The sequence below is a fragment of the Amycolatopsis sp. GM8 genome (assembly GCF_021653975.1).
Taxonomy (GTDB): domain Bacteria; phylum Actinomycetota; class Actinomycetes; order Mycobacteriales; family Pseudonocardiaceae; genus Amycolatopsis_E.
Window position 1 is genome coordinate 268515 of sequence record NZ_JAJKFK010000007.1, and the last position, 21037, is coordinate 289551.

Annotated in this window: 19 protein-coding genes; 4 read left to right on the plus strand and 15 right to left on the minus strand. The window is 69.2% G+C overall.

Going from position 1 to position 21037, the window contains the following annotated elements; all coding sequences use genetic code 11:
• The first annotated feature begins 2 nt into the window (after positions 1-2).
• Entirely contained in the window at positions 3-1841 is a 1839-nt protein-coding gene (locus tag LOZ83_RS30065; protein WP_236795108.1) for a DUF6461 domain-containing protein, read from the plus strand.
• 152 nt (positions 1842-1993) lie between these two features.
• Here LOZ83_RS30065 and LOZ83_RS30070 read toward each other — a convergent pair whose 3' ends face one another.
• The 9 genes from LOZ83_RS30070 to LOZ83_RS30110 form a co-directional block, all read right to left on the minus strand.
• Positions 1994-3076, minus strand: a complete 1083-nt coding sequence (locus tag LOZ83_RS30070) for an MSMEG_0565 family glycosyltransferase (RefSeq protein WP_236795109.1) — start codon at positions 3074-3076, stop codon at positions 1994-1996.
• Complete coding sequence (locus LOZ83_RS30075; RefSeq protein WP_236795110.1) at positions 3073-3900, minus strand: carbon-nitrogen hydrolase family protein; 828 nt, start codon at positions 3898-3900, stop codon at positions 3073-3075. The genes LOZ83_RS30070 and LOZ83_RS30075 overlap by 4 nt, the downstream gene beginning before the upstream one ends.
• Before the next feature lie 5 nt (positions 3901-3905).
• Positions 3906-4766: a carbon-nitrogen hydrolase family protein gene (locus tag LOZ83_RS30080; protein WP_236795111.1), complete on the minus strand. Its 861-nt coding sequence runs from the start codon at positions 4764-4766 to the stop codon at positions 3906-3908.
• On the minus strand, positions 4763-6145 hold the full coding sequence (locus LOZ83_RS30085) for an MSMEG_0567/sll0787 family protein (RefSeq protein ID WP_236795112.1): 1383 nt from the start codon (positions 6143-6145) through the stop codon (positions 4763-4765). Before LOZ83_RS30085 ends, LOZ83_RS30080 begins: the two co-directional genes overlap by 4 nt.
• Before the next feature lies 1 nt (position 6146).
• Entirely contained in the window at positions 6147-7181 is a 1035-nt protein-coding gene (locus tag LOZ83_RS30090; RefSeq protein ID WP_236795113.1) for an MSMEG_0568 family radical SAM protein, read from the minus strand.
• A gap of 48 nt (positions 7182-7229) precedes the next feature.
• Complete coding sequence (locus LOZ83_RS30095) at positions 7230-7742, minus strand: MSMEG_0572/Sll0783 family nitrogen starvation response protein (protein ID WP_236795114.1); 513 nt, start codon at positions 7740-7742, stop codon at positions 7230-7232.
• 17 nt (positions 7743-7759) lie between these two features.
• Complete coding sequence (locus tag LOZ83_RS30100) at positions 7760-8575, minus strand: amidohydrolase family protein (RefSeq protein WP_236795115.1); 816 nt, start codon at positions 8573-8575, stop codon at positions 7760-7762.
• A gap of 28 nt (positions 8576-8603) precedes the next feature.
• On the minus strand, positions 8604-9935 hold the full coding sequence (locus tag LOZ83_RS30105) for an MSMEG_0569 family flavin-dependent oxidoreductase (protein ID WP_236795116.1): 1332 nt from the start codon (positions 9933-9935) through the stop codon (positions 8604-8606).
• Positions 9936-10394: 459 nt separating this feature from the next.
• Positions 10395-10640, minus strand: a complete 246-nt coding sequence (locus LOZ83_RS30110) for a hypothetical protein (protein ID WP_236795117.1) — start codon at positions 10638-10640, stop codon at positions 10395-10397.
• A gap of 71 nt (positions 10641-10711) precedes the next feature.
• Here LOZ83_RS30110 and LOZ83_RS30115 point away from each other — a divergent pair, with 71 nt between their 5' ends.
• Positions 10712-11665 (plus strand): helix-turn-helix domain-containing protein, encoded by a 954-nt coding sequence (locus tag LOZ83_RS30115; RefSeq protein WP_236795118.1) that lies wholly within the window; start codon positions 10712-10714, stop codon positions 11663-11665.
• A 15-nt stretch (positions 11666-11680) separates the two neighbouring features.
• On the plus strand, positions 11681-12874 hold the full coding sequence (locus LOZ83_RS30120) for a cysteine desulfurase-like protein (protein WP_236795119.1): 1194 nt from the start codon (positions 11681-11683) through the stop codon (positions 12872-12874).
• Positions 12875-12880: 6 nt separating this feature from the next.
• Here the strand turns inward: LOZ83_RS30120 and LOZ83_RS30125 are convergent, their stop codons facing one another.
• Genes LOZ83_RS30125 through LOZ83_RS30140 form a run of 4 tightly spaced genes read right to left on the minus strand, consistent with a single transcriptional unit; the run spans position 12881 to position 17055 of the window.
• Positions 12881-14575 (minus strand): S9 family peptidase, encoded by a 1695-nt coding sequence (locus tag LOZ83_RS30125; RefSeq protein WP_236795121.1) that lies wholly within the window; start codon positions 14573-14575, stop codon positions 12881-12883.
• Positions 14572-15207 (minus strand): SIMPL domain-containing protein, encoded by a 636-nt coding sequence (locus LOZ83_RS30130; protein ID WP_236795123.1) that lies wholly within the window; start codon positions 15205-15207, stop codon positions 14572-14574. Before LOZ83_RS30130 ends, LOZ83_RS30125 begins: the two co-directional genes overlap by 4 nt.
• A gap of 4 nt (positions 15208-15211) precedes the next feature.
• The gene (locus LOZ83_RS30135; RefSeq protein WP_236795124.1) at positions 15212-15622 is read right to left on the minus strand and encodes a MarR family winged helix-turn-helix transcriptional regulator; all 411 of its coding nucleotides are present in this window, start codon (positions 15620-15622) and stop codon (positions 15212-15214) included.
• Positions 15619-17055: an MFS transporter gene (locus tag LOZ83_RS30140; protein WP_308190331.1), complete on the minus strand. Its 1437-nt coding sequence runs from the start codon at positions 17053-17055 to the stop codon at positions 15619-15621. Before LOZ83_RS30140 ends, LOZ83_RS30135 begins: the two co-directional genes overlap by 4 nt.
• A 115-nt stretch (positions 17056-17170) precedes the next feature.
• Here LOZ83_RS30140 and LOZ83_RS30145 point away from each other — a divergent pair, with 115 nt between their 5' ends.
• Positions 17171-18895 (plus strand): IlvD/Edd family dehydratase, encoded by a 1725-nt coding sequence (locus LOZ83_RS30145; RefSeq protein ID WP_308190332.1) that lies wholly within the window; start codon positions 17171-17173, stop codon positions 18893-18895.
• Positions 18896-19131: 236 nt separating this feature from the next.
• Here LOZ83_RS30145 and LOZ83_RS30150 read toward each other — a convergent pair whose 3' ends face one another.
• Together LOZ83_RS30150 and LOZ83_RS30155 are read right to left on the minus strand one after the other, a co-directional pair.
• Positions 19132-19461: an anti-sigma factor antagonist gene (locus LOZ83_RS30150; RefSeq protein ID WP_236795125.1), complete on the minus strand. Its 330-nt coding sequence runs from the start codon at positions 19459-19461 to the stop codon at positions 19132-19134.
• Entirely contained in the window at positions 19458-20954 is a 1497-nt protein-coding gene (locus tag LOZ83_RS30155; protein ID WP_236795126.1) for a SpoIIE family protein phosphatase, read from the minus strand. The genes LOZ83_RS30150 and LOZ83_RS30155 overlap by 4 nt, the downstream gene beginning before the upstream one ends.
• Positions 20955-21037 lie beyond the last annotated feature (83 nt).

A 21037-nucleotide genomic window follows, 5' to 3' on the forward strand; every position in this document is an offset into this window, starting at 1 on the left:
TCATGAACGAAGCCGTTCCTCCTCATAGACGTGGTATCCATTCAGTGCCATCGGTCGCGCCGCGGGTGGCCGCTGCTGCTCCGGAGCTACCGGTCACCGTGCCCGAGGGCGTGCTCGACCCGCTGGCCGCTGTTGTGGTCGAGGCATTGCCGCAGATCGTTGCCGCCATCCCACCAGCGCCGGCTGCCGAACTCGGCCGCCTCGGCGCCGGCGACTCTCCGCGCAGTGAACGCCGACACGGGATGCGGATGGTCACCGTTTCCGGCGCCGGACGTCTGGGCCGATCACCGACGATGGCCGCTCTGGACTCGCTGGGCTCCCTTCTGCCAGAACGCCTGCTCGGCGCTCTCGAACTCACCGTCGCCGCCCTGGCACCGGCTGCGCCGGAACATCTGACCAGCACCATGCCGGAGGTCGTGCGCTCCGGACCGTTCGCCTTCGTGGCCACCGGAAGCGAAAGCGAAGTCTCCCAAGCGGTGCGACAGCTGGACCAGCTCGCGCCCGGCGCCGCGACTCTGGTGGCGAAACTCGTCGCGGCACTGGCGGGACACGAATCGCTCGTCCCTCTGCTGCGCCCCGGCCCCGACGCGACCGGCGAAGCCGACATCGCCGCCGCTCACGGAGCCGCACACCTGGCACTCGCAGTGATCACCGCCGCCGCGGTGCTCGGTCAGGTGCGGGCACCGATCGCCGGAGCCGAACCGCCTGCCGTGATCGGTCTGGCGCTCGCCGCGACAGCTCGATTGCTACGCGATCTTCCGATGCCTCCCTCCTACGCCGGAGCCCTGTTCGCGAGGCAGCGCACCGAATACCGCCTCCCCCGGGGAGCTGCGGGCACGATTCCCGTTACAGGGCATCGGTTTGCGCTCACCGAAGGTGCCGTTCCAGAGACCGCCGACTTCTCGTCGAACGGACTGGTCGCGGTGGTCGATGGTGGCGCGGCGATCCACACCGGAATCGCGGATGGCGCGGTCAATGTGATGTCGCGCGTCTTGGAAGAGCCCCCGGACCAGGTGGACCTGAACGGCTGGGACGAAGTGGTGGAAGTGAGCTGGCGGGCTGCCACCGGGTTCGCTTCGGTCGTCGGTCCCGACGGGACGGCGCCCGATCAACTCCGTCGGCAGACGCCACCCTGGCCGGGCGAGTATCGGCTGCGCGTGCACGCACGCGGCCGGGATGAGGGCGACGAAACCGAGTCCTACCAACTGATCGTGTGGGCGGCCCCGGCCGCGCCCGAGATCGTGCACAAACACACGGACCGCCTGGGCCACCGCTTGCGTGGCGAACCGGAACCAGCCGTCCGGCCGAAGCCGGAGGCGGCCTACCGCTGGGTTCGGCAAAGCCTGCTCGGTGACGCCGCGACCGTCACGGTGGTGACCGGCTCGACGGTCGACGACGTGATCCGCGCGTTCGGTGGCGATCCCGCACACTGCGAATCCGCCCGGGAACTGGGGCAGCGCTACGGAATCGAGCCGTGGGTAACGGTGCTCGCTGTCGAAGACGCTGTGCTCGCCGTGGAGTTCAACGGCTGGCAGGGCGGCAACCGCGAGATCATGCGCGCGCTTTCCCGCAGTGGGCGCGCGGGCAGCATGTACTGGAACGTCAACGCTCTGACGCGCCTGACTCTCGCTGAGCACGGCGAGCTGCTGGCCGCGTTCGAACCCGGAATCGAACCGCATCCGGACCTGGCCGTGTTCGAAGGACTCGATTTGGCCGACTACCGCGACAAAATCGGCAAGGGTCTGGTCGCCGTGGAACGGTTCACCGGCTACGGAATCCGCCCGATGGATCTGGACCGGATCGCGGGCACGGATGCGGGCTATCCGATCTCGAAACCATGAGATTCCTTTGACCACAAGGAATTTCCACATAAAATCCACAATAGACATTCGTTCCTCCTCGACTGGTGAGCTTGCGACCACTATGCCGGGAGGCACCGACAAAAACCGGGGCGGTCCCGGAAACGTTCACTAGAAAGGGGGAACCCCGGCGCTCAGGAGGCCAGGGAGTGGTACAGCTGGATATGGGACCGCGCAGCCGCACGCCACGTGTAGCGAGCGGCCAGAGCCTCACCCGCCGCACGGCGCGCAGGATCCGGTCCCGCCAAAGCCCGTGAAAGCTCCCGCGCCAGGGTCGGCGCGTCCGAGCCGAAGCCGGCTACCCCACCGAACACCTCACGCAGTACCGGCAGATCGCTTGCCACCAAAGGAACTCCAGCCGCCACGGCCTCCATCGCGGCCAGTCCGAAACCTTCCTTCGCCGACGGGAAGGCGAAGACCCCGGCCGCCGCCATCAGGAAAGGAAGCTCGTCATGAGCCACCGCACCCAGCACGACCGGCGACACGTCCAGCCCGATCGCGCGCTTCTCCCATCGCGTCCGGTAGTCGCGGTAGTCGAACAGGGTCTCGCCGCCGGCGATGACCAGACGCACGTCCCGTTCTTCCAGCAGGGCAAAGGCTTCCAGCAGTTCGAGCGAGCCCTTTCGCGGTTCGATCCCGCCCACGGACAGGACATACCTGCCCAGGCGATCGCGCCACCGCTGCCGTTCTTCTTGTGCCGCGGGGGAAGCCGCCGCGGCGAACCGCGCGGCTTCGACCCCGTTGGGGATCACGGTGGCCGTGATTCCCCAGCCGTCGAGGAGCTCGCCGGCCACCGCGGCCGAGACACACACGTGTGCGTACGGCCGTACGATCGCCCGCTCGTGGCAGGCGGCGAGCTCCGGCGTCGTGAAATGGTCGATGTGGTGGACGGTCCGCACGCAGCGGTCGACCGCGTTCGCGCTGATGCAGTCCTGGGCGTGCACGATGTCATAGGCACCCGGTTCGAAGCCGGCGCGCAGCGTGTCGATGGATCGCAGGATCCGCGGGCCGACGGCTTCGCCGTCGAGATCGGGGAACGGCACGATCCGCAGCCGCACGCGCGGGTCGACGGGACGAAAGAAACCGCTGTCGCCACCACGGCCGAGCGTCCAGACCGTCACGTCCTGCCCCTCAGCGGCGAGCGCCTCCGCGAGCGCGAGCGTGTGCACCACCCCACCGCGAGGCTTCGTCGAGTAACTCAGGAGCGCGATCCTCATGCGCCGTAGACCTCCGGCTTGCGCTCGTCGAGGTGCTTCAGCACGCGACGCGCCGTCGCGATCTCCGCCTGCACGTCCAATTCCGCGACGGCGATCCCCGCCTTGGCCCACGTACGCGCGAGGATGTCACCACCGGGACCGACGACCTTGGCCTGACCCAGGAACCGCATACCGCCCAGGGCACCGGTCTGGTTCGACGATGCCAGCACCACCTGGTTCTCCGCGGCCCTGGCCTGGTCGTAGAGGTCGAACAGCCGGGACTGCCGGTCCTGCGCCATGCGCGGCGCGCGGTTCGTGATGCTCGTCGGCCATGCCGACAGGCAGGCGAGCACCTCAGCACCGTCGACCGCGAGGGTGCGGGCGGACTCGGGGAACGTCTTGTCGTAGTCGATGAGCATGCCGACCCGGCCGACAGGCGTCTCGAAAGCGGCGAACCGCTCTCCCGGCGCGTAGGCCGCCGACTCCCCCGCCGGCTGGTGGACCTTGCGATGCCGGCCCAGCACGCCGTCCCCGGTCACGCAGACCGCGGAGTTGTATCGCAGATCGCCGTCGACCTCGCAGAAACCCAGGCACACCACCATTTCCGCGGCCATCGCGGCGACCTTGGCGATCTCCGGCCCGTCGACGTCCAGCGCCGGTGGGAGGGCCTCCGGGTCGGGATGGCGGAGGTCCGCGAGGTAGCCGCCCAGCGCGGCGTCCGGCAGCACCAGCAGAGACGCCCCCGAACTGCGCGCATGCTCGATCAAAGTCCCGATGCGCTGCAGGTCGAAGTCGAGGTCGCGGCCGAAATGCGCGGCCACCGCACCAATCCGGATGAGGCCCATGGAACCTAGTATCTCGTTTCGGCGAGCTCTTCCTCGCCGGCGCCCAGACCCGGATACGCCTCCGGGCGCCGGTCCCGCAGATGTCCCATCGAACGGCGCGCCGTTTCGAGCGCCTGCTTCACGTCGAGTTCGGCCACCGCCAACCCCGCCGTGACGCCGGTGTCGGACACGATCTCGCCGCCCGGGTCGACCACCTTCGCGCTGGCGACGAACCGCAGTGCGCCGAAGGTGCCGGACTGGTTCGCCGAGAGCCACACGATCTGGTTCTCGAGCGCGCGGGCCCGGTCGAACAGGTCGAACCGGCGCTTCCAGCGGTCCTGCGCGAGGTCGGCGGCCGGGTTGGTGCGACTGCCGGGCCACGCCGAGATGCACACGCCGATTTCGGCGCCGTCCAGGGCGAGCGAACGGGCCGACTCGGGGAAGGCCTTGTCGTAGCAGATCATGGTGCCGAGCCGGCCGACCGGTGTGTCGAACGCGGCGAATGACTGGCCGGCACCGTAACTGGCGTCCTCTGACAACGGCTGGTGCACCTTGCGGTGGTTGCCGAGCACGCCGTCGCCATTGACACAGACCGCGCTGTTGTACAGGCGATCACCGGCGTCCTCGCAATAACCGGCGACCACGACCATTTCGCCGGCCAGCTTGATGAGGCGCCGGATTTCCGGGCCGTCGAGTGTCAGCGGCGGTGGGCCTTCCGCGCCACCGCTGAGGTCGGCAAGGTAGCCGCCGAGGCACGCCTCGGGTAATGCGAGCAGACCGACCCCGTCGGCCCGGGCCTGCTCGATGAGCCGTTCGATCCGGGCGAAGTCCTCGTCCAGATCCCGATCGAAAGGAGCCGCGACCGCGGCCATCCGCAAGATGGTCATGCCCGTCCCAATCCCGTCACGCCCCCGGCGAGTACTTCGGTCCTTTCCCCGTCCGGCCAGCACAACGCCACGCCCTGACCGGACACCAACCGTCCACAGTCGACAGACATGGCGGGCCCGGCTTCGAGCGGGCTGGTGCCCGGCCCGTCCGTCGTCAGCATCGCGAAACCCGGAAAGCAGGTGAGCCAATCGCCCAGACTTGTCCCCGCAGGCCGGGGGATCCGCGCCAGGTCGAGTTCGGCGCCGCAACCGCTGGCCTCCGCGAGCATGCCGAGGGTGCCGGCGATGCCGGCCATGGACACGTCCTTGGCGGCGGCCGGGCGGGCGTGGGCGACCGACGCCAGCATCGCGCGCAGCTCGGGGGTACGGCGAGACGTCGTCGAATCCCATTGGCGGCCGGCGTATCCCGGGCGCCAGCGGCCACCGAGGTCCGCGGTCAGGCGGATGGCGTGACCAGTTTTGCCGCCACCGCCGGGGATCGGGTGCGCTGCCTTGCCGAGCGCGGTGACCGACAGGGCGGCGGGCACGCCGAACTGGGTGTGGCCGCCAAGGACGGGCACGCCGTAGGCCTCGCTGGCCCGCCGTAAGCCGGCGAGCACGCGGCTCGCGAACGACCGGTCGCGGGCGCCGAGGGCATCGAGCAGGCCGACCGGTTGCGCGCCCATCGCGGCGAGGTCGTTGACGTTGACCAGGACCGAGCACCAGCCGGCCCAGTCCGGGTCGCGTTCGACCATCGACGGGACGATCGCGTCGCAGGCCGCGACCAGATCACTGCCGGGCACGGGTACGCCGTCGTCGCCGACGAAGCCGGCGGGGCCGGCCAGGCCGGTGAGGAGCGAGCCGAGGTCGCGCTTGGTCGCGTCGGCCAGGGCCTGGATGCGGCCGATGGGCCAGCGCATCAGGACGTGCGGCGTGTCCGCGACGGTCACGGCGCGGACCGGCTGCCAGCCCAGCCTGGTGAACATGGTCTCGTTGCGCGTCTGGACGGTGGCCTCGAACCGGAGCACGCCAGCGTTCTCCGCGTACGCGCAGGCCGCACGCACCAGGGCGGCGCCGACACGGCCACGGCTCGTCGGGGCGACGACCAAGCGGCCGCCGATCCACCAGCCGAGGTCTGGACCATCTGTCGCCGGGTACAGGCGGACGCCGCCGATGACCACGCCCGCGCGGTCGCGGGCCACGAGGATCACGGTGCGCGGGTCATCGTCGTGCTCGTCGAGGTCGTGGCCGGTGAACAGGCCCTGCTCATCGACGAACACGTTGGCGCGCAAGGCTCGGTACGCGGCGATCGTCGACGGGTCGTCGGCTTGCTCGACCTGAAACGCCGGTTGGCGCGCGACGCTGACCCGGTCGCCGAGGATCGCCAGTACGTCGCGCACGTCAGGCTCCCGCCGCGCTCAGCGCACCGCACGCACCGCATGCGGCGCAGCCCGCACCCTGGTCGGCGCCAACCATCGCGGCATCGCGGAGCAGGGCGGCGACGCGCTGGGTGACGTCCTTGACCAGCGCCGCGGACGGGGCCTTCGCGCCGTCGCGCCGGGCGAGGGTGCCCAGCATCGGGCGCATCGGGACGACGAACGGGTATACGCCACGGTCAATGAGGCGGGCGGCGCCGGCGACCAGCTCGTCGGGGTCTTCACCCAGGCCGATCAGCAGATATGTCGACACGCGGTTGCGGCCGAAGACGCGCACGGCTTCGTCCCACGCGGCCTCGTACTCGCGCATCGGGACCGTGGACTTGCCCGGCATCCAGCGCCGGCGCACGTCGTCGTCCAGTGACTCGACGTGGATGCCGATCGACGTGGCGCCTGCCGACGCCAACTCGCTCAGCACAGCGAGGTCGCCCGGTGGCTCGATCTGTACCTGGATCGGCAGCCCCGGCACGGCGTCCAGCACGGCGCGTACGCAGCGCACCAGATGGCGCGCGCCGCGGTCGGGACCCGCCGTTGTGCCCGTGGTCATCACCATCTGGCGGATCCCATCGAGCCGGACCGCCGCCTCGGCGACCTCGGCGAGCTGCGCTGGGGTCTTCGCGGCGACAGTCGCCCCGGCGCGCAGCGACTCCTCGATCGTGCAGAAACGGCAGCGCTGGTCCTCGACATAGCGGATGCACGTCTGCACCACCGTCGTGGCCAGGACATCGCGGCCATGCAGCAGCGCGATCTGCTGATAAGGCACGCCGTCCGCGGTCTTCAGGTCGTAAAACCGAGGCCGCGCAACCGGTTCGACCGACAGCCCCAGGTCGATCCTGCCGTCGAACACCCGTCCGTCGCGGACGGTGTACGGGCTTTCCGGGTTGAGGGGCAGCGCCGCGTTGGCACCGTCGACGACCAGATGACCGTCATCGCTCGGCCCGGCGCCCTTGGTGCGCCGCACGGGCGCATCCCAGCGCACGCCACGGACGGCGATGTCCACCCTGGCTTCGAAAGAGTCCTGCTCGGTGCCAACGCGCACTGCGGCCCCCTAGAACATGTAGGTCGAGTTGATGATGGCGCCCTTGCGGGCGTAGTGGATCAAGGCGTCCTGCACGTCGAGCGGGTGCGTCGGGATGACGCCCTCGATCAGGTCCTCCTCCCGCGCGCCGTGCAGCGACAGGCCGAACCGGCAGCAGAACACCTTGCCGCCCTCGGCGATGAACGTCTTGAGCTGGTCGTTGATGTTCAGCTCGCCGGGGAACGCCGCGTTGCCCGTCGTCGGGAAACCCCGGGTGGCCAGGCAGTTCAGCGAGCCAGGGCCATAGAAGTAGATCGCGGCCTCGAAACCCTTGCGCAGCGCCCGGGTCGCCTGCAGGATCGCCACGAAGCTCACCGAGGATTCGTGCGCGATGCCGTGTACCAGGGTGAAATACGTCTCGCCGTTCTCCGCCTTGTAGTCCGGGAAGACCTTGGTCCCACCGTACAAAGTGGACCCCTCCGGCAGGGCCGGGTGCGGAATCTCCTCGAGGCTCTTCTGCTCAAGGTCGGTCATCTCGGGCATGCCAGCTCCTTCGTTTATCAGCCGTAGAGTTTTTCGAAGTTCTCCCGGAACACCAGTCCGGAGAGCTCACCGTCGGCGGTGGCCGCCCGCATCCGGGCGTACTCCCCTTCCCAGTCGCCCCAGGGCTCGTCGCTCGCGAACAGGATCCGGTCATGGCCGATGCCGCGCCGCGATACCTCGTCCGCCAGCCATCGGGGGGCGAACCCGATGGCCCACGACAAGTCCGTGTAGACCCGCTTTCCCGCCTCGATCCAGTCGAAGAACCGGGAGCCGGCGAGCTTGATGTGGCCGCTCATGCCGCCACCGAAATGCACCAGATGCACGGCGACGTGATCGCCATACCACTCGACGAGATTGCCGACCTCGTCGATGTCCGAGGCCGCCCCGGGCGAGGTGTGCACGTGCACGACGAGGTCGCGCTCGCGGGCCACCCCGAAAATGCGGTCCAGCATGGGGCGGCAGGCGGGATCGCTCGCGCGACCGCCGAGGAGGAAACTCAGCTTCAGCGCTTTGACACCCGGTTCGGCCGCCAGCGCGAGCGCCTGCTCGGTACGCTGCACGTCGGTCGGCAGCGGCGAAACCCACAGCGCGGCGCGGATCCGGTCGTCGACCTGGGCGGCCTCGACACAGAGTTCGTTGAAGGCGAAGGCGACCCCGGGACCCGGCACCCCGTAGTTCGGGATGACCAGTGCGCGTTCGGTGCCTTCGGCGTCGAGATCGGCGATCAGCCCGGCGACCGTCGCGCGGGCCCTGGTGTCGGGGTTGACCGCCGGCCCGCCGTAGAACGGGTACGCCGGCAGCACGCCGATATGACGGTGCGCGTCGAATACCATGGAAAGTCCTTGTCTCCCAAGGGAACCGTCAAGCGACGGTGCGGGGCGCGACCCAGTCGTCGCTTTCGTAGCTGCCGCGCGGCGCGCCGGCCAGCCAGCGGACCTCATGGCTCTTGCCGCCGCGGTGCAGGATGTCGATGCGGTTGGCGAGGAATTCCGCATCCGCCGCGACGCCGCAGAATCTGCCCGACCCCCAGGTGTATTGCCAAGGCAGGCCCAGGAAGTACAAGCCCTCACAGCTGGTCACGCCGCGATCGTGCGTCGGATAGCCACGGCCGTCGAAGATCGGGATGTCGATCCAGCGGTGATCCCGGCCGAATCCGGTGCTCCACAAGACGGATGAGATTCCAATGTCCGAAAGCGACAGTTCGGCCAGTTCCTCATCCGGCTCCCAGACTGGAACGTATCGGTCCTCGACGGGAGCGGCGATCCGGTGCTGCGCGATGTAGGAATCGATTGAGTTCTTGATGCTTTCGGACACCGCGTCCGCGCTGTCGAGGTTCTCGCGCAGGTCCTGCTGGAACCGCAACGTGCCCCCAGCGATCCCGGAAAGCCTGCCGTACAAGCGCATTCCCTCGCGGGCGAACGCGCGCAGGTCGATATCGTGCCCGCCGTCGCGGCCGGTGACGTAGTGGTTCGCCCGGAACCGCACCGCGTCGGCGTCCGCGAACTCGTCGATCCCGCGCCGGTAGTAGCCCATCTCGTCCAGCCACGCCACGACATCACGGCCGCGGTAGCGGCGTGCGACCCGTGGCGCGCTGCCGACCGCCAGGTGCACCCGGCGCCCCGCGAGATGCAGGTCTTCCGCGATCTGGCAGCCGGACTGTCCCGTGCCGACCACGAGCACCTCACCCGGCGGCAACTGCGACGGGTTGCGATACTGGGAGGAATGCAGCTGTACCAACGATTCCGGCAGCCGCTCGGCCAGCCGGGGGATCAGCGGCACCTGGTACGGCCCGGTCGCGAGCACGACCTGGTCTGCCGTCAGGTCACCTTGCGAGGTCCGCACGAGAAACCCGTGCGGCGTCAGGCGCAGCCGCGTCGCCTCGACTCCCTCGACGACCGGCAGGTCGAACGACTTCGCATACTGCTCGATATAGGACACGATCTCCGGGCGGCCCATGAACCCTTCGGGATCCCCGCCACGGTAGGGAAATCCGGGCAGCTGACACTGCCAGTTCGGCGTCACCAGGCAGAACGTGTCCCAGCGCCGGTCGCGCCATTCGTGGCCGATCGAGTCCCGCTCCAGCACCAGGTGATCGATCCCGCGACCGCGCAGGCAGTGGCTCATCGACAGCCCGGCCTGGCCGGCGCCGATCACGAGCACGGAGTGATGCCGGCCATCGAGTGGATGAGACACCGAACGCCTCCTCGCCGTGTACCGTCGCTGTTGACGACAAGTACAGCCACGAGGTATTTCCGATCGGTTTCATCCGGAACAACCGCGTGTTACGTGAAACGCCCTTTGTTACAGCCGAGAATCCGGCGAACCACCCATGCCAACGAGATCCAATGTGGACAATCGCGCATCGTGCTCACTTTCCAGCCACGCGTGAGGCAGCTTCGCTCCCGGGCTGGTGGAACAACTCCCGATCGCGGGGCCACTCCTCCGCCGGGCTCCCGTCGTCGAGCACCGCCGCGGAAACGTAACGCGGGTTCAGCAGTCGTATCAGGTAGCGGTGCGGGGTCTCGCCGGTCGCGGTCTCAAACCGGCGGGCGAACTGGCGCTTGCTGGAAAAAGTAAACGGCGTCGAGCGGCCCGCCGGCCGCATGAACAGCCGCCGACGTGCCGCCCGAGGTCCTTCGAGTGCAGGTCGCGTCAAGACCGGTGGAAGCCCGCCAGGTTCGCGGCGTGCGCTTTCGTCCGCTGCTTCGGTACTCGCACCTCCGGGGTCCGCTCGGCGGACGGCGGCAGCCCGCGCAGGTCCACTTGTCGCCTTGGCTCGTCCCGGTCTTCGAAGTTCACGCTGCCGTTCATCCGGGCCGGGCGCTGCTTGCGGTGGTTCCGCTCGATGGCGTAACCGACGAGGGCCAGGATCGCGAGGAAGATAATCAGGTTCGTCATGGCACCAATTGTTCGCCCGGCGACTTCCTGCCACCAGTGGCAGGTCTGACGAAGTGCGCTAAAATCCTGCCATGCTGAAGAGCGTCGCCGTGGTGTTGATCGACGAGCTCGCGCCGTTCGAGTTCGGGGTCGTGTGCGAGGTATTCGGGATCGACCGCACCGACGATGGGGTGCCGAAGTTCGAGTTCAAGGTGTGCGGCGAGCGCCCCGGCGAACCCCTCAGCACCACGATCCCCGGCGTGCAGGTGACGCCGTCGTATGGGCTCGACGGGCTGGACGACGCCGACCTCGTCGCGGTGCCGGCCGTCGAGATCCGCGATGAGTATCCGCCCGCGGTGCTCGACGCGGTCCGCAAGGCCGCCGCCCGTGGCGCGACGATCCTCACCGTGTGCAGCGGCGCTTTCCTGCTCGGCGCGACCGGGCTGCTCGACGGCCGCCACTGCACCACGCACTGGCGCCACGTCACCGAGTTCGAGGACCGCTTCCCCGAAGCCAAGGTCGACCCCGACGTGCTGTTCGTCGACGACGGCGATCTGATCACCAGCGCGGGCACGGCCGCCGGGATCGACGCGTGCCTGCACCTCGTGCGCCGCGAGCTCGGGTCCGCCGCGGCGACCGCGATCGCCCGCCGGATGGTGGTGCCGCCCCAGCGCGACGGCGGGCAGCGCCAGTTCGTCGAACTGCCGATGCCCGAGTGCACCGGCGACAGCCTGCAGCCGGTTTTGGCCTGGCTGCTGGAAAACCTCGCCGGCGAGCACACGGTCGCGACCCTGGCCCGCCGCGCGCAGATGTCCGAGCGCACGTTCGCCCGCCGGTTCGTCGCCGAGACCGGGACGACGCCGCACAAGTGGATCTCGACGCAGCGCGTGCTGCGCGCGCGGGCGCTACTGGAGGAGACGCAGCTGGGCATCGAGGAGATCGCCCGGGAGGCCGGCTTCGGCACCGCGGCCCTGCTCAGGCACCATTTTCACCGTATGGTCGGGGTCTCGCCGCATGATTACCGGCGGACTTTCGCGCCCGCGTAAGGCATGCTGGCGGGCGTGGCATACGACGTGGAAGCGGTACGCAAGCATTTTCCCGCGCTCGACGAGGGCGCCGCACACTTCGACGGCCCCGGCGGCTCGCAGGTGCCCGACGTGGTCGCCGAGGCCGTCGCGGCGACGCTGGTCTCGGCGATCGCGAACCGCGGCTCGGTGACCACCGCCGAGCGGCGCGCCGACGAGATCGTGCGCGGTGCGCGCCAGGCCGCGGCGGATCTCGTCGGCGGGGTCCCGGACGGTATCGTGTTCGGCCGCAGCACGACGCAGCTGATGTACGACTTTTCCCGTGCCCTGGGCAAAAACTGGGCTCCCGGCGACGAGGTCGTAGTGACCCGCCTCGATCACGACGCGAACATCCGGCCGTGGGTCCAGACCGGCGCCACCGTGCGGTGGGCCGGCTTCGACCCGGTCACCGGCGAACTCCCGGTCGAGGCCGTCACCAGCCTGCTCACCGACCGGACCCGGCTCGTCGCGGTCACCGCCGCCTCGAACCTGCTCGGCACCCGGCCCGATCTTCCTGCCATCGCGGCGAAAGTGCACGAGGCAGGCGCACTGTTCTATGTGGACGGTGTGCACCTCACCCCGCACACCCCGGTCGACATCGCCGCACTGGGCGCCGACTTCTTCGGCTGCTCGCCGTACAAGTTCCTCGGCCCACACCTCGGTTTCGTCGCCGCCTCCCCCGCGCTGCTGGACACCTTGCACCCGGACAAGCTCGCGCCGTCGAGCGACGCGGTGCCCGAGCGGTTCGAACTCGGGACCCTGCCCTACGAACTGCTCGCCGGCACCACGGCGGCGATCGACTTCCTCGCCGGGCTCGTCCCGGGCGAAGGCGACAGGCGCGCCCGGCTGCTGGGCTCGATGCGCGCGCTGGAGGAGTACGAGGAGAGCATGCTGCGCCTGCTGGACAACGGGCTCGCCGAACTGTCCGGCGTCACCAGGTACGGCTCACCCACCCGCCGCCGCACCCCGACGGTACTGTTCTCCGTCGACGGCGTCGCGCCTACGGACGTCTACAGTGGACTCGCGGAACGCGGGGTCAACGCTCCCGCCGGGACCTTCTACGCGATCGAGTGCGCCCGCCACCTGGGACTCGGCAACACCGGTGCGGTCCGCGCAGGCATCGCACCGTATACGACGGCGTCGGACGTGAATCGGCTGCTCGAAGGGGTCGCGGCTCTGCGGAATGCCTAGCTACGGTCAGAGCCAGCGATCGAACCACGCGCGCGTCCGGTTCAGCAGGTCGAGCTGATGGGCGCGTTCGCGGATCGCGTGGTTCTCTCGCGGGTATACGACGTACTCGTGCTCGACGCCGAAGTTTGTCAGCGCTCGGTGGAAATATTCGCCTTGGGACACCGGGACGTTCGTGTCGGCCGCGCCGTGCACGATGAGGACGGGCGTCCGGATCCTTGAGGCGTAAGAGATCGGGCTCAGCTTGTCATGCGGATGCGGTCCCGGGCTCTCCCAGCCGTGGCTGCCGCCGAGCGCGGCTTCGGCCCGTCCGTACATTCCGGTCGCGGCGAGCATCCCCCAGTCGCTGATGCCCGCGCCCATCAGCGCCGCCCTAAACCTGGTCGTCTGCCCGACGGCCCACGCCGCCATGAAACCGCCGTGACTCCAGCCGCCGATGCCGAGCCGGTCGGGATCCGCCACGCCCTCGGCGACCAGCAGATCGATGCCGGTGACGATGTCGGTCCACTCGCCGAGCCCGACCGCGCCGGCGACACTCGCGGCGAACTCGTGCCCGTGCCCCTGCCCGCCGCGTGGATTGGGCAGGAAGACCGCGTACCCGGCGGTCGCGAGCCACTGCCCGGTCGGATACCAGCCGAGTTGGAGGCGATCGGCATGCCGCCCGTACGGGCCGCCGTGCGCGAGCGTCACCGTCGGGAAGGGACCGTCCACACGCGACTTTCCGGTGGGCAGGATGAGCAGGCCATCGAGTTCGAGGCCGTCGGAAGCCTGGTAGGACAAGCGTTCTCGGATGCCCCATTCGACGCCGCGCAGGTCGGAGTGCGTGTCGGAAAGCCTTTTGAGCGGCCCGCGCCGCGGGCCCGCGTACACCTCCGGCGGCTCGTACGCCGTGCTGACCACGGCGGCGATCTGGTCGCCGCTCGCCGTCACGGACTGCGCGAGGCCACGCACTTGAAGCTCGCCGATGTCGGTGTCCAGGCCGTTGGCGAACACGGTCAGGTCGGGGAGCAGCTCGGCCGGGCAGCGGAGCATCCCGGCGGTGACGTTGCGCTGGTCTTCGCCGGCGAACACCGCCTGACCGCCGACCAGACCGGGCAGGGTCTTGCCCAGGTACGCCGGTTCGCCGTCCCGCCAGGTGAGAGACGAGGCTTCCGGGGCCGCCGGGCCGAGGTTGCGGACCTCACCGTCTTCGATCAGGTGCAGCTCGGGTTCGTACGAGCCCGGGTCGATCTCCGGAGTGGACCAGGTGAGCACCGCCAGCCGCCCGTCCGGCCCTTGCGCGACGTTGACCACGTGCCGGTCGCCGAAGTCACCGAGCGGAGTCATGGTCCGGTCGCGAAGATCGAGTAGCCACAACCGATCCGGCTGGTCCTCCCGCACGGGCGCGATGACGGCGACCAGCGCGGGATCGGCCAGCGGCAGGTGGTGGCGAATCCCGGCGGGCCATCGCGTCAGCTGTTCGGGCTCGCTGGTCAAGCCGGTCCGGTGCAGCTGCCGACCGGCGAGGAAGAAGACCGAATTCCGCGACCACCTCGGTTCGCTTGCCCCGGATATCAGGCAACGAGGGGCACCGCCGTCGACCGGGACGAGCATCAGGTCGTCTTCGAGCAGGTACACGAGCCACCGGCCGTCGGGGGACATCGCCAGCTCGCTCGGTACGCACATGTCCGCGACGAGGTCCGCCGTGAGCGTCAGGCGGATCACGGCCGCCGCGCTTGGTCCGCCAGCTGCCAGACCGTTGTGCAGCTTGTGACCACCGTGACCAGCTGTGGTTCCAAGGAAAGGTCCGCGATGTCGGGCCGGGCCGCTGTCGCTTTCTCCCGTGCGTGCGACAGGCTCGCGAACCGGGCCGGCTGTGGGGTGATCCGGCCGTCGGAGAGGCGCACCAGCGGGCCGAGGCGGGTGCCGAGTGCGTCCGCATAGCCTTCGGCCCGGCGCCTGGCGTCGGCGACCGCTTCGTACTGGGCGGCCCGGACCGCGTCGGCATGATCCGCCAGGTCCCAGAACGGGCCGCGCAGGTTGGCCGGTTCCGTCAGCACGAGGTCGGCGACCAGATCGTTCAACACCTCGAGATCGGTGACCCGCACGGAGTACGACTGGTTGGCCGACGCCCCCGCCCGCCGCTTGGCGTCCCACCTGTCATGCACGAACAACCGCCGGGCGCGTACCTCGACGCCGTCGCGTTCCAGCAACGATTCGACCGTGCGGATCCGCTCGGCGAGTGCGGACACCGCCGTGACCCGGACCTTGGCCTCTTCGGTGTACAGCACCTCCAGCCCCGCCCGGTCCGCGATCCGCTCGATCTCGCCTGTCCCCTGGGTTTCGACTTCCGCCATGGCGCTAATCGTCCACCACGCGCGAAAGGATTCGCTCCAGAACAGCCAAATCCTCTTCCGGCAGGGCGAGCAGCGAAGCCGGCGGCCGGCCGAGGATCGCCGAAGCCGTGGCCGCGACCTCGCGGCCCGCCGGTGTGGGGCTGACGATCTTCGAGCGGCGGTCCTCCGGGTGCACCGAGCGCTCCACGAGGCCGCGCTGCTCGAGATCGTCCACCAGGACTGTCGCATAAGGACGGTCCGTGAGCAGCTCGTCCGCCAATTCCCGCATCGTCATCGGGCGCTTGGCCAGGCGCCGCAAGGCTTTCGTCTTCACGAAACTCATGCCGAGCGTGTCGACGACCTCCTTGCGCCGGTCGTACCGTTCGAACACCAGCTCGTGCATCCGCTGCCACGCACGGATCGCCGCCTCGCTCACGGCCCGCTCACCGGGAGCAGCTCCGACTCCCTCAGCTGCTCCGCCGTCCGGCGCGCCCACCGGCCCGTCGTGGCGAACCCGAGCACGACCACCGCCATCCCGCATCCGGCCATGATCCACCATGCGATGTGACTCGCGGGCGCGAACCCGGTCTCGATCGGGCCACGCACGCCCGACGTCACCACCGCGCCGAGCACCGCGACCCCCAGCGCGCCGCCGACCACGCGGCTCGTGGACGCGACCGCGGCCGCGACGCCCGCCTGCTCCCGCGGCATCCCGGACACCGCGGTGTTCGTGATCGGCGGGTTGACCATGCCGAACCCGATCCCGAACACCAGGTACGCCAGCACCAGCAGGACCAGCGAAGACTGGGCCGTCAACGACGTGAGCAACAGAGCCGCGACCAGGATCCCGGCCCCGCCGATCACCAGCGGCAACCGCGGACCCCGGGTGCCGACGAGATGACCCGCCACCGGCGACAGCCCCAAAATCATCGCCGCGGTCGGCAGCGTCAGCAGCCCGGCGTGCAGCGGCGAGAACCCGCGCACGTTCTGCAGGTAGAGCGCGTTCAGGAACAGGAAACCGGCAAGCGACGCGAAACTGCACATCGCGATCAGCGTCGCCCCGGAGAACGGGACGCTCGCGAAGAACCGCGGGTCGATGAGCGGCTCCTTGCGGCGCTTCTCATACCGCACAAGGCCAAGCAGCCCCAGCACCGCCACCGCGAAGCAACCGATCGTCTGCGCGGAACCCCAGCCGACGCGCGGCGCCTCGATGATGCCGTAGGTCAGGGTGCCCAGGATGACGATGACCAGCAACTGCCCCACCGGATCGAGCCGGCGGGCGCGCGCGGCGCGCGACTCGGGCACGAAGACCGCGGCCAGCACGAAAGCGGCGATACCGATGGGTACGTTGATCCAGAAGATCGACCGCCACCCGGTCGCGTCGACCAGCGCGCCACCGATCACGGGTCCGAGCGCCATGCTCATCCCGAACACCGCACCCCAGATACCGATCGCGCGCGCCCGCTCCCTCGGGTCGGTGAACGTGTTGGTGATGATGGACATCGCGACGGGGTTGAGCATCGAACCGCCGATCGCCTGCACCATCCGGAAACCGATCAGCAACCCGATACTGGGCGCGAGACTGCACAACAGCGAGCCGATCGTGAAAATCGCCAGCCCGGCCTGAAAGGTGCGCCGGCGGCCGAGCCGGTCGGCGGTCGAGCCCGACAGCATCAGCAGGCTGGCCAGCACGAGCGAGTAGGCGTCGATGGTCCACTGCAGGCTCGACACCCCGGTCGAGAACTGACGCTGGATCGACGGCAGGGCCAGGTTGACGATCGTGTTGTCCATCGAGGCCAGGAACAGGGCGGTACAGCAGATCGCCAGCACCAGCAGCTTGCGGCGATGGCTGAGCTCCGGCAAGAGCACTCCCAGATGGTTGTGTGCCTATAACAGTTAACAGCATACAACTTTCTGTCCTGGACAGGGAATCATCCAATGATTTAACGTTTGTGCGGCCGTCTTCGAGGGAGAGGAACAGCTCGTGACCGGTGAGAGGCGCAGTGCGGCGTGGTTCGGCGCGACGGGCCGAGCGGGGATGATCTATCGGTCGTGGATGCGGAATCAGGGTTTCGGTCCGGATGTGTTCGACGGGCGGCCGGTGATCGGGATCGCGACCTCGGCATCAGAGCTGGCACCGTGCAACGCACACCTGGACCGCGTCGCGGACGCGGTGCGGCGCGGGGTGTGGGCGGCGGGCGGGTTCCCCCTGGTGTTCCCGACGATGGCGACCGGTGAGACGTTGATGCGCCCGACCGCGATGCTGTACCGGAACTTGATGGCGATGGAGGTCGAGGAACTCATCCGCGCCAACCCGCTCGATGGTGTCGTGCTGCTCTCGGGGTGTGACAAGACGACGCCGGCGATGCTGATGGCGGCGGCGAGCGTGGATGTGCCGGCGGTGATGGTGACCGGCGGCCCGATGCTGAACGGCAAGTACCGCGGTCAGGATGTCGGGTCGGGGACGCACGTGTGGAAGTTCGAAGAGGACCTCAAAGCCGGGCGGATGACGCAGGAGGAGTGCTTCTTCGCCGAGGGCTGCATGGCGCGCTCGAACGGGCATTGCATGACGATGGGGACGGCGTCGACGATGGCGTGCATGGCCGAAGCTCTCGGCATGCAGTTGCCGGGGTCGGCGACATGGCCGGCGGTGGATGCCCGCCGGTTCGAGACCGCGCAGAACGCCGGGAACCGGATCGTGGCGATGGTGGAAGAAGACCTGCGACCGTCGGCGATTCTGACGCGGGAGGCGTTCGAGAACGCGATCCGGGTCAACGCCGCGATCGGCGGCTCCACCAACGCGATCATCCATTTGCTGGCGATCGCGGGACGCGCCGAAGTCCCGTTACTGCTCGCGGATTTCGACGAGCAGGCGCGGATGGTGCCGACGCTGGTGGATTTGATGCCCTCAGGCCGATTTCTGATGGAGGATTTCTGCTACGCCGGCGGCCTGCCCGTCGTCCAGCAACAGTTGCTGGACGCGGGACTCCTGCACCCGGCCCCGATCACCGTCACCGGCAAGGCGCTCGCCGACACGGTGGCGAGCGCGGAGAACTGGAACCCGGAGGTGATCACCACCGTGGGCGCGCCGTTTCAGCCGGCCGGGACGGGCACGGCGATCCTGCGCGGGAACCTCGCCCCGGGTGGCGCGGTGATCAAACAATCCGCCGCCTCACCCGAACTGCTCACGCACACGGGCCCGGCGTTGGTGTTCGACACCGTCGAGGACTACCACACGGTCGCCGACGACCCGGATCTCGACGTCACCGCCGACACCGTGCTGGTGATCCGCGGGGCGGGACCGAAGGGCTACCCGGGTATGCCCGAAGTCTCCAACGTCGCGCTCCCCACGAAACTACTCAAAACGGGAATCACCGACATGGTGCGGATTTGCGACGGGCGAATGTCCGGTACCGGCTACGGCACGGTCGTTCTGCACGTCACGCCGGAATCCGCGGTGGGCGGGCCGCTCGCGCTGGTGCGAACCGGCGACAGCATCACCCTCGACGTGCCGAACCGCTCCCTGACGTTGCACGTCGAGGACGAGGAACTCGCCACCCGGCTGGAAACCTGGAAAGCGCCCGAGAATCCATATGCCAGCGGCTACACCTGGCTGTACACCCAGCACGTCCAGCAAGCCGACACCGGCGCCGACTTCGACTTCCTGCACGGCAAACGCGGCGACACCGTGCCCCGCGACTCGCACTAGCCGCGCCGCGGGTGTCGGACTCGGCGTCCGGAACGTGGAACTCGGTGTCTTGAGTGTCGGACTCGCGCTCCTCAGGTTCGGCACCCATGGCGCGGTCTACTTCGCGATGGTCGAATTCGTTGACGCGCAAGGTAGTCGGTACACGTTCCAGGCCGGGTCATCCGGGGTCAAGGGCCTTCCCGTGGGCGCTGGCTGCTCGCCACCGGTCGTTGAGCTTGTTCCTCAACAGCCCCACACTAAAGAGCGCGCCGGGAAAGCAGGCGCGCCACCGGGGCCAGGCCGGACATCTCCACGACCCGGCGCACCGCGGTGCCCGGGGGCACCACGAGGTCCAGACCAATCTGCCGTACCCGCAACCGTTCCGCGAGGGTGAACAGGACGCGCAGGCCCGCGCTGTCGAGGTAGTCCAGGTCCACCAGATCGAGCACGACCCGGACGGCGCTGTTGCCGACCACGGCGTGGATCTGTTCCTGCACCTCGGTGGCGTTCGCGAGATCGATCTCGCCGGCGATGCGGACCAGGACGTCGTCGCCGTCGAAGCGGGTGCTGAGATCCGCCGTGGTCATGGCCGCACCTCCGGTTCGAGCCGGCGCCGGATGACGATCGTCGTGCCCTCCTCACCGCGGTCCACTTCCACATCGCCACACTGGTTCATGAGCGTCAGCCCCCGCCCCCGGTTCTGCCCGCGAGGTGCGCGCCAGTGCCCGTGATCCCGCACGGTGACCACGACTTCCCCGTCGCCCAGCTCGATCCTCAACTGCACGTCACCCCCCGCCGGTCCGTACGCGTGCTCGACCGTGTTGGTGCACGCCTCGCCCGCCGCGAGCACCAGATCCCCGGCCAGTTCGCCCCCGATCCCCGCCGACGCCAGCCACCGGCGCATCGCCGCGCGGAGCTCCTTGAGGGACTCGGGAACGGCAGGCCGCACCACCTCCAGCGGGCCGATCTCGTCCTTGCGCCGGAAAACCAGTAGCGCGACGTCGTCCTCCGGCACGGATTCGCCGATCAGCGCCGTCATCACCGCCTCACACACGTCCTCGGCCGGGCCGGCCACCACGGTCGCACGGAGTTGATCGAGGCCGTCGTCGATCGGCGCGCGTCGGCGCTCCACGAGACCATCGGTGTAGGCGCACACGAGCGTGCCGGGCGGCAGATCGATCGTCACCGACCGCCGCCGCACATCGCGGACCGCGCCGATCGGCGGATCGACCTCCAACTCGGCGAACACGACCGGCTCGCCGGGCCGGGTCACCAGCGGGGCGAGATGGCCCGCCGAGGCAAGGTGCAGCCGGTCGAAATTCGGTTCGAGCGTGCCATAAAGGACAGTCGCCATCATGCCGGGCTCGAAATGCTGGGCCTTGCGATCGAGGCGGGTCAGCACATCCGCGGGATCGGTGGTCTCCAGCGAATACGCGCGCAGGGCGCTGCGCAGCCGGCCCATCACCACCGCCGCGGGCAGATCGTGGCCCACCACGTCCCCGATCACGATGCCCAGCCAGCCGTTCGGCAACGGGAACACGTCGTACCAGTCGCCCGCGAAGTTCGACTGGCCACCGGGCACGTAGCGGGCGGCGAAGTCCATCGACGGGACATCGGGCAGCTTCGCGGGCAACAGGCTGCGCTGCAACGCTTTTGCCGCGGCCCGCGCGGCCTGGACCTGGTGGGCGTGCACCGCCAGCGTGACCCGCTCGGCCGCGATCTGGAGGAACTCGACGTCCTCCTCGCTGAACTGGCGCGGCAGGCGCGTGCGAACGTGCAGCACGCCGAGCAGCTCACCGTTGACCAGTAACGGAACACCGAGCCGGCAGTCGTGCACCGCGGGTTGCTTACTGGCGGCGACCCGGCCCACGAAGCCCTCGCCGAGCGAGACCCGGATCTCGGTGTCCATGCCGTCGGACGCGGTGGCGACGAGCTCACGCCCACCGGGCTCCAGCAGCAGGACCGCCGTGCTGTCCGCGTCGAGCGCGTCGCGGATGCGGCCGAGCAGCTCGGTGAGAGCGCCGTCGCTCACTGATCGGATCCGGCTGAGCCTGTCGTCCGCGCTCGCCGTCGTCGCCATGATCGGTGATTAACCAGCCTCGGTACTCGGGAAACCCCTGTCTGTACTCCGGTCAAGGTAACCCGCTCTTCCTGGTGCCGCCA